The following is a 16,788-nucleotide window of genomic DNA, read 5'->3' on the forward strand; positions in this document are numbered from 1 at the left end:
CCACCACACCCCCCCCCCGGCCGCCGCCGTCGCCCGCGGGCGGCCGGCGCCGGGCTGCTTCGGGTTGTGGTTTTTTTTTTCGTTCATCACAACCAAAACAACCCCCCCCCCACGACGCTTACATGTTGATCTTTTGATGCCGGGGTTTCGCCGACCTCGGCATGATCGCTGTTCTTGGCCGCTGACCTGCGCGGATAGGGCTGGACACTTCTCGCGTGTTCTCGCCCCTACCCGACGTCTGGCGGCCTGGAGACGGCCTGGCACTCGCCCACTCCTCCCCTCTCCCCGATACGAAGCCATCCACGCGACCGTTGCGTCGGGTCAAGGCACGCTTTCCCGCCTTGACGCGTCGTGACGGCCGTTGTGACGATCTGGCATCGGGGCGGTGGCTCCGCGTAACAGCCGTTGGTCCGTTTGCGACCTCTGAGCACGATCGTCTGAGCAAGGAGGCCGACGTGCTCTTTGGCGTACATGCGCGCCGCTGGCGGCGGCAACACCTGTCCACGGCTTCAGCGGGCGCACCGCCCGGCCGGTGGGCGGAGCGGAGCGGCAGCCCGCCGTGTCGGGCAAGGTGCGCCCGCAGGCGAGACGCGGACGCGAGGTGACCAGCGCGCCGCCGACGGCGGCGCGCCTTGATCCCATAGAGCCAAGTTCGGCAGACAGCACTAAGCCACCACTGGAGGCTGCCCGAAGTGACCGCGAGCCGTAACCGACATATCCCCTGGTTGATGAGCGCTAGCGCTCAGAACCGTGAGCGGGTACGCTCAACGGCTATGCCTCAGTCCGACCGGCTTGACTTCCTAACCGTGGAAGACGCCGCCGAGCAGCTTGGCCTTTCGGTAGCGACCGTGAGACGACGTTGCGCGGCCGGAGACTGGGGCGCCCAAAAGGCCGGGCGACAATGGCTGATACCGGTCGCCGCACTAGCCAACGAGAAACCGGTCCGCAAAAATGCCAAACAAGGCAGGACCGACCAGCCTATTTATGACGTTGCTCAAGCGTTTCGCTACGTCCAATCGACAGATATGTCGGAAGCATGGGTGCCCGACGTCCTAAGATTTCGCGACTACATCGAGAACGTGGATACAATCCTACACGATGCGACCATCGCGCTAGATAACTCCTCGTATTCGCCCGCTTTTAGAGTGCCAATTCCCAAGACCCTGCACTCAAATCGACCTGGCGTCCTCTTGCCTTTGGCCGACAGGGTGGCATACCAAGCAGTAGTGGGAACTTTTGCTGAAAAGATTAATGCGAGAATTCCCGAGAATGTCTTCTCGTCGCGCCTTGCGCGTGATAAGCGTTTCTTTCTTGAGCACGGGCCCAAAAGATTTGTGCGTTTCGAGAAGGCAGTGGAGAAGCGGGCAAAGGCCGAACACGGCTGGGTAGCAAAAACTGACATAACATCCTACTTCGACCACGTGATACACAAAATTCTCTTCGACGAGCTGTCACTTCTTGGCGTGACCGGTAAGCCATTACTGGATTTGCGTAAGATGCTTAGCAAATGGGCCCTAGTAGATGGAATAGGCTTACCTCAAGGACCAAATGCCTCGCGCGTCCTTGGAAACTTCTACTTGATAGAAGTCGATCACGAGATGATCGACGCAGGCTACGAATACTATAGATACATGGACGACGTCCGAATCTTCGCTAGCTCCAAGACTCGCGCGGTCGAGGGCCTGCGACTCTTCGAGTCATTGTGCCGAAGCAGAGGACTAACTCTAAGCGCAGCCAAGACATCAGTTCTATCCTCGGAGCAGTTCACACGAGAAGCCGTCGACAAAGAGACGGACAGAGCGGCATATCTGTTCGAGCTAGGCGATCTACCCCAAGCCCGCAATGCCCTGCGCACCGTTCTACGAAAGGCCCTATCCGAGAAGGGCATAAGCATTCGTCGCGTACGGTTCAGCATGTGGCGCCTCGCTCGAATTCGCGAATCCACAGTAACCGGGCAAGTTCTCAAACACCTTGAGGAGCTTGCACCTGTCGCATCAGTGGTCGCCGCATATTTTCGCCACTTTATTAGCCGACCGACTCTCCAAATTAAGATTACAGAATTCATGACCGACCCAGCGCGCTCCTATTCGCACTATCTGCGATCGTGGATATTTGCAACAATGCTGGAATGTCGGCAAGTACCACAAGACTGGCGAAAAATTGCCGACTTGCAGACAAAAGACAAGAACTCGCCAAGCTACTTGCGCGCAATAGCGGCATGCGTTGTCGCAAAGTGCCGAGTACCGCGAGACCTAGCCTGGATCAAGTCAGAGTTAGCCACCGAACACGATCCCGTAATGATTCGAGGTTACCTCGTCGCGCTGACCTACGGCCAAGCCCTCGATAAGGCGACAACGAATAGTATTAATCTAGATTCGAAGCTTGCCTACACTGTCGCGTGGCTAAGGCAGCGCAAAAACTTGCCCTCGCTTGTCTACAATGATCGCGTGATCGAAATTTAAGAAGTCAATCCCAAAGATAATTCAGAGCTCTGCATATCGAGACCTTACTACGTGAAGTACGGCCTAGAACTCGATCCTAAAGCGTGATTCAGCCTCAGTCGAATCGATTCATGAATTTTAAGGTTATTTAGCGTTCGCGGACTGACCCAGAAGACTTCCGGGTGTACACGCATCTCCTGCCGAGTAGCCACGCTCGGACACGGAAGGCCGTCGACGACTTCTTCGACGACACCCTCGGCGACCAGGCTGCATGACGGCCTGGCCACGGCCTGGCACCTGCCCTGACCCGCGAACCCGCAGGTCAGGGCAGGTTCACGCTTACATGTTGATCATGTGGCCGGCAAGGCCGTGTACGGCTTCCTTGACGGCTTCCCCAAGGGTCGGGTGAGCGTGTACGTTCCGCGAGATCTCGTGCACCGTCAGATCCCACTGCTGCGCCAAAGTGAGCTCCGGCAGCAGTTCGGTCACCTCAGGGCCGATCAGGTGCGCGCCCAGGAGCTCGCCGTGCGTCGCGTCGCTGAGGATCTTCACGAAGCCGACGGCCTCGCCGAGGCCGTGCGCCTTTCCGTTGGCGGTGAAGGGGAACTTCGCCACCTGGACGTCGAAGCCCTTTTCGCGGGCCTGTTCTTCGGTCCAGCCGAAGCTGGCGATCTGCGGCTGGCAGTAGGTCGCGCGCGGGATCATCACGAAGTCGAGTTCCATGGTTTCGGCGCCCGCGATGGTTTCGGCGGCGACGACGCCCATGGATTCGGACGCGTGCGCGAGCATCAGTTTCGCGGTGACGTCGCCGATCGCGAAGATGTGCGGGACGTTGGTGCGGCCGCGCGAGTCGATGGCGATGGCGCCGCGTTCGGTCAGTTCCACACCGGTCTTGTCCAGGCCGTATCCCTCGACCCGCGGCTGGAAACCGATGGCCTGCAACACCTTGTCCGCTTCCAGGACACGCTGCTCGCCGTTCTTCGACACGGTGACGCGCACGCTGGAGCCGGTGTCCTCGATGGACTCGACCTTGGTCGAGGTCAGCACCTCGATGCCGAGCTTCCGGTAGCGGCGCGCGAGCTCCGCGGAGACCTCGGCGTCTTCGAGCGGGACCATCCGGTCGAGGTATTCGACGATGGTCACCTTCACGCCGTAGTTGTGCAGCACGTAGGCGAATTCGACGCCGATCGCGCCCGCGCCGGCGATGACGATGCTCTCCGGCAGCTCGTTTTCCATGATCTGCTGCTCGTAGGTGACCACGCGGTCGCTGCGCGTGGTGCCCGGCAGCAGGCGCGCGGTGGCGCCGGTGGCGATCACGCAATTATCGAAGGTGATCCGCTCGCCGTTGACCTCGATGGTGTTGGCGTCGAGGAAGGTACCGTGGCCGTCGTACTCCGTGATCTTGTTCTTCTTCATCAGGAAGTGCACGCCCTTGACGCGCCCGTCCGCGACCTTGCGGCTGCGATCGAAGGCGGCCTGGTAGTCGAAGCTGACCTTCCCTTCGACCTGGATCCCGAACGACTTCGCCTCTTTGGTCACGATGTGCGCGAGTTCGGCGTTGCGCAGCAGTGCCTTCGACGGGATGCAGCCGACGTTGAGGCAGACACCGCCCCAGTATTTCTCCTCCACGACCGCCGCGCTCAGCCCCAGTTGCGACGCCCGGATCGCCGCCACGTAACCGCCGACTCCGGCCCCCAGGACAACGACGTCATAGTGTGCACTCATACCTCGGAACTTACCCCTGACCGGGACGGTCCGAAGGGTGAGACTGCCTACTCAGGGCGGGAACCGCGGATCTCGATCAGCAGCTCGGTCACGGCGGTCATGATCCGCTTGGTCGCCTCCTCCAGCACCTCTCTGGACGGCGAGGGCGTCACGAGGTCCGAGAGATCGACCGGCGGACCGGCGACCAGGTGCACCGTCTTGCGCGGGAAGGCGCGCGGGAGCACGGCGTCCGACGGCAGCAGGTGGTGCGTGCCCCAGTTCGCCAGCGGGATCACCGGGACACCGGTCTCCAGCGCGATCCGCGCGATCCCGGTCTTGCCGCGCATGGGCCACCCGTCCGGGTGATCCGTGAAGGTCGCCTCCGGGAAGATGACGACGCATTCACCCTCACGGACGGCGCTGACGGCGTCGCGGTACGCGTCCGACGCCGTCGCCGCCCCGCGGTAGACCGGGATGTGCTTGCCGGAGCGCATCACCGAGCCGATGACCGGCGCGTCCCACAGGCTCGCCTTCGCCAGGTAACGCGGCACGCGCCCATGCGCCAGGCAGTACGCCGTCACCGTCGTCGGGTCGGCGAACGACAGGTGGTTCGACGCGACCAGGAAGCCGCCGGACGAGGGCAGGTGCTCCCCGCCGCGGACCCGGAACCGGGTGAACAGCACCAGGAACGGCCACACGACGTTGATCGCGAAGGCGAACCAGGCGCCCCGGCCGGCGCGGGCGAAGCGCCGGCCGAAGGCGATCATCTGGCGGAAGGTCAGCGGGTCCCCCGAAGCGGGGCTCAGCGCGGTCCAGCGTTCACGGGGTCTCAGCACCATGGACGTAATTCGTAGCCGAACCCGCCCGGGTTCGGCTGAAACCCCGCGCGAACGCGGCGCGGATCACACGCGCTCGAGCACCACCACGGGGATCTCGCGGTCGGTCTTCTTCGCGTACTCGTTGTAATCCGGCCACACGGCGGCGAGCTTCTCCCACAGCTTCGCGCGCTCCTCGCCCTCGAGGGTCCGGGCCCGCGCGGTGAACTTGTCCGCCTTGACCTGGGCCTTGACCTCGGGGTTGGCCTGGAGGTTCTTGTACCAGCCCGGGTCCTCCGGCGCGCCGCCCTTGGAGGCCACGATCACCGGGTTGCCGTCGTCGTCGAACTGGTAGATCAGCGCGAACTTGCGGTCCTCGCCGGTCTTGCGGCCCTTGGTGGTGAGGATGAGGCAGGGCGCGCCCTTCTCCCAGTCGTGGCCCACCTCGCCGTCGGTCTCTTCGTAGCGACGGACGTGCTCGTCACCGAAAAGCATGTCTGCGTTCCTCTCGTCCTGGGGTGCATTGGCGCCCTGCCAGTCTGACGCGAACCGGTCCGTCGCGCTGATCAACTCGTGCAGGGTGCCGGGTTCGTCGAACGCGTGACCCGAGTCGCCGACCATCACCAGTTCCGCGGTGGGCAGCACCTGGCTGAGCTCCCAGGCGGTGATGGCCGGGGTGACCACGTCGTAGCGTCCCTGGACCAGAACGCGCGGGATGTCCCGCAGCTTCCCGGCGTCGCGCAGCAGCTGGTCCTCGGCCAGCCAGCCGCCGTGCCGGAAGTAGTGGTTCTCGATCCTCGCGATCGCGAGGGCGAACGCGGGATCGCTGAACGCGTCGATCACTTCGTCCCGCGGACGCAGTTTGACCGTTTCCCCCTCCCAGCGGCTCCACGCGATCGCGGCGGGACCGTGCACGGCGGGATCCGGGTGGCTCAGCAGTTCGTGATACACCTCGATCAGGTTCTCCTGGCGGCGCGAAAACGGCACCGGGGCCAGGAAACGCGACCACGCCTCGGGGAAGAGGAACGCCGCTCCCCCACCGTAGAGCCATTGCAGTTCCTTCACCCGCAAGGTGGCCACGCCGCGGAGGACGAGCTCCGTGACCCGATCCGGGTGGGTTTCCGCGTAGGTCAGCCCGAGCACGCTCCCCCACGAACCGCCGAAGACCATCCAGTGTTCGATGTCCAGATGCTCGCGCAAGCGCTCGATGTCGGCGACCAGGTGCCACGTCGTGTTGACGGAAAGATCCGCCTCCGGGGTGGCGCAGTTCGGTGTGCTGCGCCCGCAGCCGCGCTGATCGAAAAGGACGATCCGGTACCGCGCCGGATCGAAGAGTCTGCGATGTCTCGGAGTCGAACCGCCCCCGGGGCCGCCGTGCAGGAAAATCACCGGCTTGCCCTCGGGATCGCCGCATTCCTCCCAATAGATCTCGTTGCCGTCACCGACGGGCAACATCCCTTGGACGTAAGGTTCGATTTCCGGATAAAGGCCGAGCATGTCCGCCACTATGCCCCAAACGCCAGCTTGGAGGATCGATGAAGGCCCGCCCCCACGTGACGCTGGAAGATGTGGCGCGCAGCGCGGACGTCTCGCTCGCGACCGCGTCCCGCGTTCTCAACGGCACCGCCACCGTCCGGGGAGATCTCCGCGAACGAGTGATCGCCGCGGCGGCCGACCTTTCCTATACCCCCAATGCTCACGCTCAGGCATTGGCCGGTGGCTCACAGCCGACCGTCGGAGTGATCTGCCACGACGTCGGCGACCCGTATTTCGCCGCGATCGCCGGCGGCGTCATGCGGGTGGCGAGTGAAAACGATCTTCTGGTGATGCTCGCGAGCACGTTCCGCGATCCGGCCAAGGAGGTCGCCTACGTTTCGACGCTGCGTGCCCAGCGCGCGTCGGCCATTCTGCTGATCGGTTCCGCGTTCGAGGACAAGGCGTGGGAAAAGGCGATGGCCGCCGAGCTCGAACCGTATCGGCGCGGTGGCGGGCATGTCGCCGCGGTCAGCAGGCACCGCGGGCTCAAAGTGGACACCGTCCAGCCCGACAACCGGGGCGGCGGCGCGGAACTGGCAAAGGCACTGCTGGACCTCGGGCACCGCCGCTTCGCCGTGCTCGCCGGGCCGAAGAGCCTGACGACCGTTGTCGACCGCCTCGACGGTTTCGCCGCGGAACTGCTGGAGCACGGCGTCGAACTGGCCGAGGACGACGTCTTCGAGGCGCCGTTCACCCGCGACGGCGGCTACGAGGCGATGGAGAAGGTCCTCGCCCGGCCGCGGAAGCAGTGGCCGACGTGTGTGTTCGCGGTGACCGACGTGATGGCGATCGGCGCGATGTCCGCGCTGCGCGACGCCGGCGTCTCCATCCCCGGCGAGATGTCGATCGCCGGTTTCGACGACATCCCGGTAGTGCGCGATCTCACGCCCGCGCTGAGCACGGTCGCGCTGCCGCTGGAGAAGCTGGGCGAACGGGCCATGGACCTGGCGCTCAAGGCCTCCCCCGGCACCCGGCCGCGGATGGTCCGGATGTCCGGCGAGGTCGTCCTGCGCCGCAGCACCGCCGCTCCCGCTCGCTGAAACCCTTGTGTGCGGCCCTCGGGGTGACTTACCGTGGCCCGAGAAAGCGCTTTCTCAGACCCGTGCCACGGAGACCCGATGACCTTGATCGCCCTTCCCACCGCCGATGGCGGCCTGGCGGAGTGGACGCCGCGAGGGGCCGCAACGCCCGCGAAACCCGCGTCGCCACCGACTTCCCGGATCGCTTACGCGGCCGCACACGTGGTCGCCGACCCGCTCGCCGCCGCCGACCCCGAAGAAGGCGCGGTGCTGGACTGGGACGTCACGCTCGCCTTCCGCGAGCACCTGTGGTCCTGCGGGCTCGGCGTCGCCGAAGCGATGGACACCGCGCAGCGCGGCATGGGCCTGGACTGGGCCACCACCAAGGACCTGATCCGGCGCACCGGGGCGCTCGCCGCCGGACGGCCGTGGGTGGCGGGCGTCGGCACCGATCAGCTCCCCGACGGCGAAGCCACCGCCGCGTCCATTGTGGACGCCTGGCGCGAGCAGCTGGACCTCGTCGGCGAGGCGGGCGCGATCCCGGTAGTGATGGCCAGCCGGGCACTGGCGGCGTCGGCCTCCGGTCCCGCGGATTACCATGCCGCGTACGGAAAACTGCTCTCCGGAGCCGACCGTCCGGTCCTGCTGCACTGGCTGGGCGAGCAGTTCGACCCGGCGCTGGCGGGCTACTGGGGCCACGGAGACGTCCGCAAGGCGGCCGAGGAACTGGGCAGGCTCTGCGCGGAGCACGCCGGCGTGATCGCCGGGGTCAAGGTTTCGGTGCTCGACGCGTCGATCGAGACCGAGTTCCGCCGGGCGCTGCCCGAGGGCGTCAAGTGCTACACCGGTGACGACTTCAACTACCCCGAACTCATCGCCGGGGACAACCAGGGCCACAGCGAAGCACTTCTGGGCATCTTCGACGCCGTCGCGCAGGTCGCCGGCGCCGCGCTCGCCCGGCTCGACGAAGGCGACAAAGACGGCTTCCACGGCCTGCTCGACCCGACGGTCGCGCTGAGCCGGGCCATTTTCCGCGCACCCACCCGGAACTACAAGACCGGCGTCGTCTTCCTCGCCTACCTCAACGGGCACCAGGACCACTTCCGCATGGTCGCCGGCCGCGAGTCGGCCCGCTCCATCACGCATCTGGCCGAACTGCTGCGCCTGGCGGACGCCGCGGGCGCGCTGACCGACCCGGAGCTGGCCGTCGCGCGGATCCGGCCGCTGCTGGCCGCGGCGGGGGTGGCCTGATGGACCGGTTGAGCCTGAACCAGATCACCACCAAGGCGTGGTCGCTGCCCGAAGCCGTGGCGGGCTGCGCCGAGGCGGGCGTCCGCTGGATCGGCCTGTGGCGGGACAAGGTCGCCGAGACCGGGGTCGAGGAGACCGCCCGGTTGCTCAAGGAGTACGACGTCGGCGTGTCGTCGTTGTGCCGTGGTGGTTTCTTCACCGGGATCACCCCGGAAGGGTCCCCTGTGGACGGTGTCGCGCAGACCAGGGAGGCGATCGACGAAGCCGCCGCGCTGGGCGCGGACGTCCTCGTCCTGGTGGTCGGCGGGGTGAACGGCGACCTGGCCTCGTCGCGGCAGCGGGTCGCGGACGCGGTCGGCGAGCTGGCGCCGTACGCCGGCGAGCGCGGGGTCCGCCTCGGCCTGGAACCGCTGCACCCCATGCAGTGCGCCGAACGTTCGGTGCTGTCCACTGTGGACCAGGCGCTGGCGATCGCGCTGGAGCATCCGGCCGGGCAGGTCGGCGTGATCGTCGACGAGTTCCACGTGTGGTGGGACCCGCGGATCGAGGAGTCGATCGCCGCGGCGGCGGGCCGGATCGCCGGATTCCACGTATGCGACCAGAAGGTGCCCCTGACCGACACGCTGCTCGGCCGGGCGCTGCCCGGTGACGGCCCGATCGACCACCGGCGCTTGAAGGCGTGTGTCGAGGCCGCCGGGTACACCGGCCCGATCGAGGTCGAGGTGTTCGACGCCGATCTCTGGCGCCGTCCCGGTGGCGAGGTGCTCGCGGAGACCATCACGGCCTACCGGGACCACGTTTCCTGAACTCGGACCGTGGTGTTCCTAACGTGTCAGCCGAAAAGAACGGTGTTCAACGGTTAAGCTCCCCCGCATGCCGAAACTGCTGGTGGTGGAAGACGACGACGCGATCGGCGGCGTCCTCGAATCGACCCTCCGTCTGCACGGCTACGAGGTTTCCTGGCAGCGTGACGGACGCACCGCGCTCGCGGCCGCGGCGGACGGCGACATCGACTTCGTCTTGCTCGACCTCGGGCTGCCGGATCTGGACGGGGTCGAGGTCTGCCGTCGGCTGCGGGCGGAGCTGCCCGGCGCCGTCCTGGTCATCCTGACCGCGCGGCAGGAGGAGATGGACGTCGTCGTGGGCCTGGAGGCCGGCGCCGACGACTACCTCACCAAACCCATCCGGCTCGGCGAACTGCTCGCCAGGGTGCGGGCGCATCTGCGGCGCGGGACGGCTCCGCCGGAGAGCAGGCCCGCGATCGCCGTCGGGTATCTGCGGGTGGACACCGCCGGCCGCCGGGTCAGCGTCGGCGGCCGGGAGATCCCGTTGCGGGCCAAGGAGTTCGACCTGCTCGCGCGGCTGGCCGAGCAGCCGGGCGTCGCGGTCAGCCGGGACACCCTGATGTCGGAGGTGTGGGACGCGCACTGGTACGGCTCCACGAAGACCCTCGACGTCCACATCGCGGCGCTGCGCCGGAAGCTGACCGAGTCGGCGCCCACCCCCGAGCAGGCACCGAGGATTTCGACCCTGCGCGGCCACGGGTACCGCCTCGAACAGCCTTTCGAGGGCTAGTAGTCGCGGAGGTCGGAGACCTCGTCGCGGGCTGCCAGCTGCGCGATCCGTGCCGACGCCGCCACGCACGACACGATCACCACCACCGCCAGCAGCCCGAAGTACCCGTGCGGTGAAGGCGCTCTCTCCACTTGCGAGACGACGACGAACAGCACCCCCAGCAGATGCCCGGCGATCAGGCCACCGCCGCCGACCACCAGCGCGTCACCCGCGATGAACGCCGCCACCTGCCGCCGTTTCCCGCCGAGCGTGCTCACGATCAGCAGGTCGCGGCGACGCTCGTTGAGCGCCGCGCCGAACGACGGCCCGGCCGCGGCGGCCGCGAGGATCAGGGACGCGATCAGATCAACCTCGGCTTCGCCGCAACCGTCCTTGGTGAGGGCGGTCGAGATGGCGAACGCCACCGCCAGCGCGACCAGCACCACCGACCGGGCCAGGAGCGCGCTCCGCCACGAAATGGACAGCGCGAGCACGCCCGCGAGCCCCGAGACGAGCGGCCGGAGCATCCCGCCGATCGCCCGCTTGCCCTTCCGCAGCCCCAGCTCCACCAACCGCCACAACAGCATCGTGCCGCCCGCCCAGCCGAACAGCGGCCAGACGAAGGCGAGCGCGAGCAGGATGAAGTCGAGGCCGTAGGGCGACCACCAGGGCGGCCCGTCGTCGGCCGGGACGAAATACCACTCGCGCAGCACCGGGGGCAGGATGGCGAGCGCCGCGACGAGCAGCCCGGAGAGCAGCAAGAGAACGATTTCCCGGGCGATCGCCACGCCTGTGCCGGTCGAGAACCCACAGGCCAGCGACAGGGCCACCCCCGCCACGCCGCCGGCCAGCCCCGCCGCCGCGGCTTCGGCGGCGGCCAGTCCCAGTACCTGCCCACCGGTGGCACCACGGGCGCGCAGCAGGTCCTGATCCGCCCGCAGCACCCTCGCCGAGGGGGTGGCCAGCAGCACCACGAGCACCATCGCGGGTATCCATCGCGGTGCCGGGGACGGCGTCCAGTCGTGCACCGCGAGCAGCGTGGTCACGATCGCGACCCCGGCCGCGGGCACGGCGAGCCTGGCGGGGCGCACACGCGCGATCCCGCCGACCCACAAGGCCATCGCCGCGATCACCGGTCCAGCACCAGCTTCCCGTCGACCATGGCCCACTGTTCGCCGAAGAGCCCGGCCGGGGCCGGTTCGGCCGTGGCCACCAGCAAGCCGGCCGCCAGCCGGTCCGCGGCGCGGACGAGCCTGCCGAGGAGCCGCTCCCCCGCCCGCGGGTCCAGCCAGCCGGCCGGGTCGTCGGCGAGGATCAGTTTCGGCGCGGGCGCGAGCGCCCTGGCCAGGACGGCGAGCCGGATCTGCTCACCGGTCAGGTCGCGGGGCGCCTTCTTGGCGAAGCCGGCGAGGCCGACGAGCTCCAGGGCGCCGTCGACGGCGTCACGGACCGCCGTGCCGGTCCGCCCGGCGAGTACGAGCGGCAGGGCGACGTTGAGCCGGATGTCGAGGTCGCGCAGCAGCCCGCCGTCCTGCAGCACGAGCCCGATCAGGTCGGGGCCCGGCGGCGACGGTTCGAAGGCCGGCCAGTCGACGGTGCCCGCCGTCGGTTTCTTCATCCCGGCGAGCAGATGCAGCAGCGTGGTCTTCCCGGCGCCCGCCCTGCCGGTCACCACCGCGCGGGTCTCCGCGCCGATCACGCAGGTGACGCCGTGCACGGCGACCACGGCGGTCAGCCCGGAACCGTAGGTGTGCGCCAGCTCGTCGGCGCGGACGAGTGGCGCCGTCACGCCACTCTCACGATCCGCTGCGCGGCCGCCGCGATCTCGGGGTCACGGGTCGCCACGACGACGGCCGTCCCGCGGGCCGCGACGGCGCACAGCAGATCCATGAGTTCGCGCGCGGCGATCCCGTCGAGTTCACCGGCCGGTTCGTCGGCGAGGACCACCTCGGGCGCTCCGGCCAGCGCGACGGCGACTCCGGCCCGCGCGCCTTCCAGCGCCGACAGGGTGTCCGGATAGTCGTCACCCCGGCCGGCCAGCCCGACCAGTTCGAGCAGGTCGCCGGCGGAGCGGAGGGAGCGGCGACCGGCGAGCCTTCCCGCCAGCACCACGTTCCGCCCGACGGTGAGGTGATCGAAGAGGTTGCCGCGCCTGAGCAGCACGCCGACACCGGGGGCGCCGACGAGGGACTCGCCGCTTCCGGGCAGCACGGCCACACACTCGCCCGGGACGGCGAACCGGACGAGGGGGACGGATCCGGGCCCCGGGCCTGCCATGACGGCGGCACGTCGGCGCATGGCCCCAAGGTAAGGCGAAAGGGGTCAACATCGCCTTGATCTCAGGTCAACGGACGGCAAAATATCGCGTCGGGTGGGTGATCCTCGCGCTCTTCGGCCACACTCTGTCCGTGCGCCGCCGGATCGTCACCCTCACCGTGCTGGCCGCGGTGCTGGCGATCACCCTGTTCGGGGCACCGCTGGCCGTCGCGGTCGCGAAGTTCCACGAGGGAAACTCCAGCCACGACCTCGAACGGGTCGCCGACGCGGTCGTCCTCGCCGTGACCGGCGATCTCGCCAACGGCCGGGTCCCGGTGCTCGCGCCGATCAAACCGGACAAGGACCGGATCCGCGGGATCAGGGTCGCGGTCTACACCCCGACCGGCAGGCTCCTGGCCGGCAACGGCCCGGCCAGCGAAGACCGGTTCGTCCGCGAAGCGCACTACACCGACATGGCGACCGGGACCCGTGAAGACGAGATCGTCCTGGCCGTCCCGGTGCTCAGCGGACCGTCGCTGGTCGGGGTGGTCCGCGCCGCCCACCCCCGGTCCGAACTCGACTCACTGGTCCGCCTGACCTGGCTGAAGATGCTCGCGCTCGCCGGGGTCGCGATCGGGGCGAGCTGGCTGATCGCGCGCCGGATCGCCACCCGGCTGACCCGGCCGCTGGAGGATCTGGCCGCCACCGCCGAACGTCTCGGCGAGGGCGACTTCACCGTCCGCGCCCGCCGGGCGGGGGTCGGCGAGATCGATCAGGTCGCCGAAGCGCTCGATGTCACGTCCGAGCGGATCGGCGAGACGCTGGAACGCGAACGGACCTTCTCCTCCGACGCCTCACACCAGCTGCGGACGCCGCTGACCGGGCTGCGCCTACAGCTGGAAGCGGCGCTGGAGAGCCCTGATCGCGACCCGTACGCGACGATCCGCGACGGCATCGCGTCGGCCGACCGGCTGGAACGCACCATCGACGACCTGCTGGCGCTGGCCAAGCAGACGAGGGCCCCGCGCGCCCTGCTCGACCTGGGCAAACTCTTCGAAGAGATCCGGCAGACCTGGCACGGCCTGCTCGCCGGACGTGGCCGCGCGCTGCGGATCAGCGGCCGCGACGCCCTGCCGGCGCGGGCGGCGGACGCGGCCGTGCGGCAGGTGCTCGCCGTGCTGCTGGACAACGCGGCGACCCACGGGCGCGGCACGGTCTCGGTCCTCGCGCGCGACGCGGGGGAAGCGCTGGCCATCGACGTGCGCGACGAGGGCGCCATCGCGGACGGGCACGATCCGTTCGTGACCGAGGACCGGGCCGAGGATCACGAAGGCAACGGGATCGGGCTGCGGCTGGCCCGGAGCCTGGCCGAGGCCGAGGGCGGACGGCTGCGGCTGACCAGCCCGTCGCCGACGACGTTCACGCTGCTTCTGCCCGCCGAAGGACCCCCACCGCACGAAGAAGGCCCGGGCCTGGCGAGCTAGGGGGGGTTACTCGCCAGGCCGGGCCGGTAGGAGGCAAACGCGCCCCGACAGCGCGCACGGCATGCCACCTGAATGAAGACGGTAAAGACCAACGGGCCAACAGACGGTACACGCCGGATTAACTGACACTTTGCTTTTCAGTGTCACAGGAATTGGGCCGTTGTCCGGCCGGGCTGAATCGATCGTGGGAAGATTGGCCGCATGACCACCGAGCCGGCGCCGAGATGGCGGAGACTGGAACCGGACGAACGCAAGGAGCAGATCTTCGCCTGCGCGGCCCGCCTTTTCGCGGACCGCCCGTACTCGGAAGTGTCCACTTCGGACATCGCGGCGGAGGCAGGCGTCGCCAGGGGTCTGATCAACCATTACTTCGGCACCAAACGCGAGCTCTACCTGGAGATCATCCGGCGGGCGCTGACCGTGCCGCGGCTCGCCGTCGAGATCCTGCCCGAAGGCCCGCTCGAATTGCGCGCCGACGTCGCCATCGACTGGTTCCTGGACATGGTCACCAGCCAGGAGAAGATGTGGCTGGCCGCGATCGCGCCGGAGGGTATCGGCCGCGACCTCGAAGTGGAGCGGATCCTCGAAGAAGCCGATCGCGAATCGGCGGACCGGGTGCTCGAAGCGGTCGGGCTCTCCCGCGAGAGCGAGCACGGGCAGGAGCTGAACGCGCTGGTCCGCGCGTTCGGCGGGATGGTCAAGGCGGCGGGCCGCGAATGGCTCGTGCGCGGCTCGCTCGATCGCGCGCAGGTGCACACCCTGCTCAGCAAATCGCTGGTCACGCTGGTCGGCGACGTCTTCCCCGAGATCCAGCGCGGCTGAACAGGGAGAAGCCCCCGGCACCTCGAGGGGGAGGTTGGTGCCAGGGGCTTCGGGACCGGTGACGAGCACCGGTATTCCTCCACACTACGCCGATTCGCTGTCACGGCTCTGTCAAACGTCCGATTGCGTTCAGCTGGGTGAGCCGGAGCGCGAGTCCGTCGAGACAGCGTTGCACGGCGTAATCGTAAAGACGCTCGTAGTAACCGGCCGCGAGGTCGGGATCCGCGACCAGCTCGGCGACCGACTCGCCCAGCGCCGCCATCCCGGGCAGGTCGTCGCGCGTGCGGTACGACGCGTACCCCTCGGATCGGTCGAGCTGGAGCGCCATCGCGCTCTCCCGGTCGTCCTCCATCGCGACGAACTGGCAGGCGGTGGCGAGCAGCAAGTTGTAGGCGAACGGCGCCTCGCTGCCGAAGCCCGCCGCGAGCAGACGGCCGATCCCTGTGTTCATGCTCGGCACGGCGGCCGCGACCGACGGCCCGAACAGGGCGAGGCGTCGCGCCGCACCGGGATAGCGGCGCAGCACGGTCCGCACGGTCGGCAGGAACTCGTCGAACCAGTCCCGCCAAGGCAGGGACTCGTCGGGCAGGATCAGTTCGCCGACCACCCGGTCCAGCACCGCGACGACGACGGCGTCCCGGTCGCCGACGTGGTGGTAGACCACCGCGGGGTAGGCGTCGACGGCGGCCGCGAGCTGCCGCAACGTCCAGTTCTCCAGGCCCGCCTCGGCCGACAGCTCGAGCGCGGCGTCGACGATCCGGTCCTTGGTGACGGCCGGCCGTCCGGAAGCCGCGCGGGACCTCGGGCGGGGACCCGCGTCTTCGGGGAAAGTCGGCATGCGGATCACCGTATCCGCCTTCGGCTGGTCGGACGGCGGGGGCGTCCGGCAGGATCAGGCCATGCCCCGCGCGCGTGTGAACGGCCTCGAACTCGAGTACGACACCTTCGGCTCCCCTGAGGATCCCCCGCTCGTCCTGGTGATGGGACTCGGCGCCCAGCTGGTGACGTGGGAGGCCGGCTTTTGCGAACTGCTCGCCGAGGGCGGGTTCCACGTCGTCCGGTTCGACAACCGCGACGTCGGCCTCTCGTCCTATCTCGACCATCTGCCCGCGCCGGATCTCGCCGCGCTCGCCGCGGGCGACCCGACCTCCGCGCCGTACCTGCTGTCCGATCTCGCCGCCGACGTCACCGGCCTGTTCGACGCGCTCGGGTTCTCCCGCGCGCACGTCGTCGGCCAGTCGCTGGGCGGGATGATCGTGCAGCAGCTCGCGATCGACTCGCCGGAGCGGCTGCTCAGCCTCACCTCGATCATGTCGACCACCGGGGATCCCTCGGTCGGGCATCCGGAGCCCGCCGCGCTCGCCGGGCTGACGCGGCCGCCCGCCGCCACCCGGGAGCAGGCGATCGAAGACGGCGTCGCATGGTTCAAGCTCGTGGGCTCTCCCGGGCACCCGTCCGACGAGGAATTCCTGCGGATGAAGGCCACCCGCAACTACGACCGCGCGAATCACCCCGAGGGTGCGCTGCGGCAGGCCGCCGCTGTCGTCGCTTCGGGTGATCGCACGGCGAAGCTGCGCGAGGTCCACGTCCCGACGCTCGTCATCCACGGCGAGAGCGACCCGCTGATCAACGTCAGCGGCGGGAAGGCGACCGCGGAGGCGATCCCGGGCGCGGAACTGCTGCTGTTCCCCGGGATGGGGCACGAACTGCCGCGACAGCTGTGGCCCGCGATCGCCGGCGCGATCATCGCGCACGCGCGCGCGGCCTGAGAGGTCAGGCAAACGTGGCGTGGTCGGTGCCGGGGGTGGGGGGGGGGGGGGGGGGGGGGGTGGGGGGCCCACCACCCCCCCCCCCCCCCCCAACACCAACCCCCAAAAAGAGGAAAAAAAAAGATAGAGCAACAAAA

The 16,788-nt window shown here is 68.3% G+C and carries 15 protein-coding genes; 8 read left to right on the forward strand and 7 right to left on the reverse strand.

Translation table 11 applies throughout. The features are described from left to right. Positions 1-773: 773 nt before the first annotated feature. The gene (locus ACIRGA_RS17545) at positions 774-2,462 is read left to right on the forward strand and encodes a reverse transcriptase domain-containing protein (protein WP_400942259.1); all 1,689 of its coding nucleotides are present in this window, start codon (positions 774-776) and stop codon (positions 2,460-2,462) included. Between the two features lie 318 nt (positions 2,463-2,780). Here ACIRGA_RS17545 and lpdA read toward each other — a convergent pair whose 3' ends face one another. From lpdA to pip, 3 genes are all read right to left on the reverse strand, one after another. Then, the gene (lpdA, locus tag ACIRGA_RS17550) at positions 2,781-4,166 is read right to left on the reverse strand and encodes a dihydrolipoyl dehydrogenase (protein WP_400942261.1); all 1,386 of its coding nucleotides are present in this window, start codon (positions 4,164-4,166) and stop codon (positions 2,781-2,783) included. A gap of 47 nt (positions 4,167-4,213) precedes the next feature. After that, complete coding sequence (locus ACIRGA_RS17555; protein ID WP_400942263.1) at positions 4,214-4,984, reverse strand: lysophospholipid acyltransferase family protein; 771 nt, start codon at positions 4,982-4,984, stop codon at positions 4,214-4,216. Positions 4,985-5,047: 63 nt separating this feature from the next. Continuing rightward, positions 5,048-6,457, reverse strand: a complete 1,410-nt coding sequence (gene pip / locus ACIRGA_RS17560; protein WP_400942265.1) for a prolyl aminopeptidase — start codon at positions 6,455-6,457, stop codon at positions 5,048-5,050. Between the two features lie 38 nt (positions 6,458-6,495). On the opposite strand from pip, the gene ACIRGA_RS17565 reads away from it, so the two are divergent. The 4 genes from ACIRGA_RS17565 to ACIRGA_RS17580 all read left to right on the forward strand — a co-directional run bounded on the left by ACIRGA_RS17565 (position 6,496) and on the right by ACIRGA_RS17580 (position 10,341). After that, complete coding sequence (locus ACIRGA_RS17565) at positions 6,496-7,536, forward strand: LacI family DNA-binding transcriptional regulator (protein ID WP_400942267.1); 1,041 nt, start codon at positions 6,496-6,498, stop codon at positions 7,534-7,536. Positions 7,537-7,614: 78 nt separating this feature from the next. Continuing rightward, a complete protein-coding gene (locus ACIRGA_RS17570) occupies positions 7,615-8,766 on the forward strand; it encodes a dihydrodipicolinate synthase family protein (protein WP_400942269.1) in 1,152 nt (383 codons plus the stop codon). Further along, a complete protein-coding gene (locus tag ACIRGA_RS17575) occupies positions 8,766-9,572 on the forward strand; it encodes a sugar phosphate isomerase/epimerase family protein (protein WP_400942271.1) in 807 nt (268 codons plus the stop codon). The genes ACIRGA_RS17570 and ACIRGA_RS17575 overlap by 1 nt, the downstream gene beginning before the upstream one ends. Positions 9,573-9,639: 67 nt before the next feature. Further along, positions 9,640-10,341 carry a response regulator transcription factor gene (locus ACIRGA_RS17580; protein WP_400942273.1) on the forward strand — a complete coding sequence of 234 codons (702 nt, stop codon included), beginning with the start codon at positions 9,640-9,642 and terminating at the stop codon, positions 10,339-10,341. On the opposite strand, the gene ACIRGA_RS17585 is transcribed toward ACIRGA_RS17580, so the two are convergent. From ACIRGA_RS17585 to ACIRGA_RS17595, 3 genes are read right to left on the reverse strand one after another with little or no spacing between them, the layout of a single operon-like run. After that, positions 10,338-11,453 carry an ABC transporter permease gene (locus ACIRGA_RS17585; RefSeq protein WP_400942275.1) on the reverse strand — a complete coding sequence of 372 codons (1,116 nt, stop codon included), beginning with the start codon at positions 11,451-11,453 and terminating at the stop codon, positions 10,338-10,340. The genes ACIRGA_RS17580 and ACIRGA_RS17585 overlap by 4 nt on opposite strands. Further along, positions 11,450-12,109 carry an ATP-binding cassette domain-containing protein gene (locus ACIRGA_RS17590; RefSeq protein ID WP_400942277.1) on the reverse strand — a complete coding sequence of 220 codons (660 nt, stop codon included), beginning with the start codon at positions 12,107-12,109 and terminating at the stop codon, positions 11,450-11,452. The genes ACIRGA_RS17585 and ACIRGA_RS17590 overlap by 4 nt, the downstream gene beginning before the upstream one ends. Beyond that, positions 12,106-12,618, reverse strand: a complete 513-nt coding sequence (locus tag ACIRGA_RS17595) for a lipoprotein ABC transporter ATP-binding protein (RefSeq protein ID WP_400942279.1) — start codon at positions 12,616-12,618, stop codon at positions 12,106-12,108. The genes ACIRGA_RS17590 and ACIRGA_RS17595 overlap by 4 nt, the downstream gene beginning before the upstream one ends. 77 nt (positions 12,619-12,695) lie before the next feature. Between ACIRGA_RS17595 and ACIRGA_RS17600 the strand changes: the two genes are divergently transcribed. Together ACIRGA_RS17600 and ACIRGA_RS17605 are read left to right on the forward strand one after the other, a co-directional pair. Further along, entirely contained in the window at positions 12,696-14,060 is a 1,365-nt protein-coding gene (locus ACIRGA_RS17600) for an ATP-binding protein (protein ID WP_400942281.1), read from the forward strand. Positions 14,061-14,261: 201 nt separating this feature from the next. Next, positions 14,262-14,882, forward strand: a complete 621-nt coding sequence (locus tag ACIRGA_RS17605; protein ID WP_400942283.1) for a TetR/AcrR family transcriptional regulator — start codon at positions 14,262-14,264, stop codon at positions 14,880-14,882. A gap of 100 nt (positions 14,883-14,982) precedes the next feature. On the opposite strand, the gene ACIRGA_RS17610 is transcribed toward ACIRGA_RS17605, so the two are convergent. Continuing rightward, positions 14,983-15,720 (reverse strand): TetR/AcrR family transcriptional regulator, encoded by a 738-nt coding sequence (locus ACIRGA_RS17610; protein WP_400942285.1) that lies wholly within the window; start codon positions 15,718-15,720, stop codon positions 14,983-14,985. Positions 15,721-15,781: 61 nt separating this feature from the next. Between ACIRGA_RS17610 and ACIRGA_RS17615 the strand changes: the two genes are divergently transcribed. Then, complete coding sequence (locus ACIRGA_RS17615) at positions 15,782-16,651, forward strand: alpha/beta fold hydrolase (RefSeq protein ID WP_400942423.1); 870 nt, start codon at positions 15,782-15,784, stop codon at positions 16,649-16,651. Positions 16,652-16,788: the final 137 nt, after the last annotated feature.

The organism is Amycolatopsis sp. NPDC102389 (assembly GCF_044765885.1).
Classification (GTDB): Bacteria; Actinomycetota; Actinomycetes; order Mycobacteriales; family Pseudonocardiaceae; genus Amycolatopsis.

What these genes read in the sequence shown, in the direction of transcription:
- ACIRGA_RS17555 (WP_400942263.1), bottom strand. Translation starts at nt 4,984, where the DNA reads ATGGTGCTGAGACCCCGTGAACGCTGGACCGCGCTGAGCCCCGCTTCG.
- ACIRGA_RS17605 (WP_400942283.1), top strand. Translation starts at nt 14,262, where the DNA reads ATGACCACCGAGCCGGCGCCGAGATGGCGGAGACTGGAACCGGACGAA.
- ACIRGA_RS17580 (WP_400942273.1), top strand. Translation starts at nt 9,640, where the DNA reads ATGCCGAAACTGCTGGTGGTGGAAGACGACGACGCGATCGGCGGCGTC.
- lpdA (WP_400942261.1), bottom strand. Translation starts at nt 4,166, where the DNA reads ATGAGTGCACACTATGACGTCGTTGTCCTGGGGGCCGGAGTCGGCGGT.
- pip (WP_400942265.1), bottom strand. Translation starts at nt 6,457, where the DNA reads ATGCTCGGCCTTTATCCGGAAATCGAACCTTACGTCCAAGGGATGTTG.
- ACIRGA_RS17570 (WP_400942269.1), top strand. Translation starts at nt 7,615, where the DNA reads ATGACCTTGATCGCCCTTCCCACCGCCGATGGCGGCCTGGCGGAGTGG.
- ACIRGA_RS17595 (WP_400942279.1), bottom strand. Translation starts at nt 12,618, where the DNA reads ATGCGCCGACGTGCCGCCGTCATGGCAGGCCCGGGGCCCGGATCCGTC.
- ACIRGA_RS17615 (WP_400942423.1), top strand. Translation starts at nt 15,782, where the DNA reads ATGCCCCGCGCGCGTGTGAACGGCCTCGAACTCGAGTACGACACCTTC.
- ACIRGA_RS17575 (WP_400942271.1), top strand. Translation starts at nt 8,766, where the DNA reads ATGGACCGGTTGAGCCTGAACCAGATCACCACCAAGGCGTGGTCGCTG.
- ACIRGA_RS17610 (WP_400942285.1), bottom strand. Translation starts at nt 15,720, where the DNA reads ATGCCGACTTTCCCCGAAGACGCGGGTCCCCGCCCGAGGTCCCGCGCG.
- ACIRGA_RS17565 (WP_400942267.1), top strand. Translation starts at nt 6,496, where the DNA reads ATGAAGGCCCGCCCCCACGTGACGCTGGAAGATGTGGCGCGCAGCGCG.
- ACIRGA_RS17545 (WP_400942259.1), top strand. Translation starts at nt 774, where the DNA reads ATGCCTCAGTCCGACCGGCTTGACTTCCTAACCGTGGAAGACGCCGCC.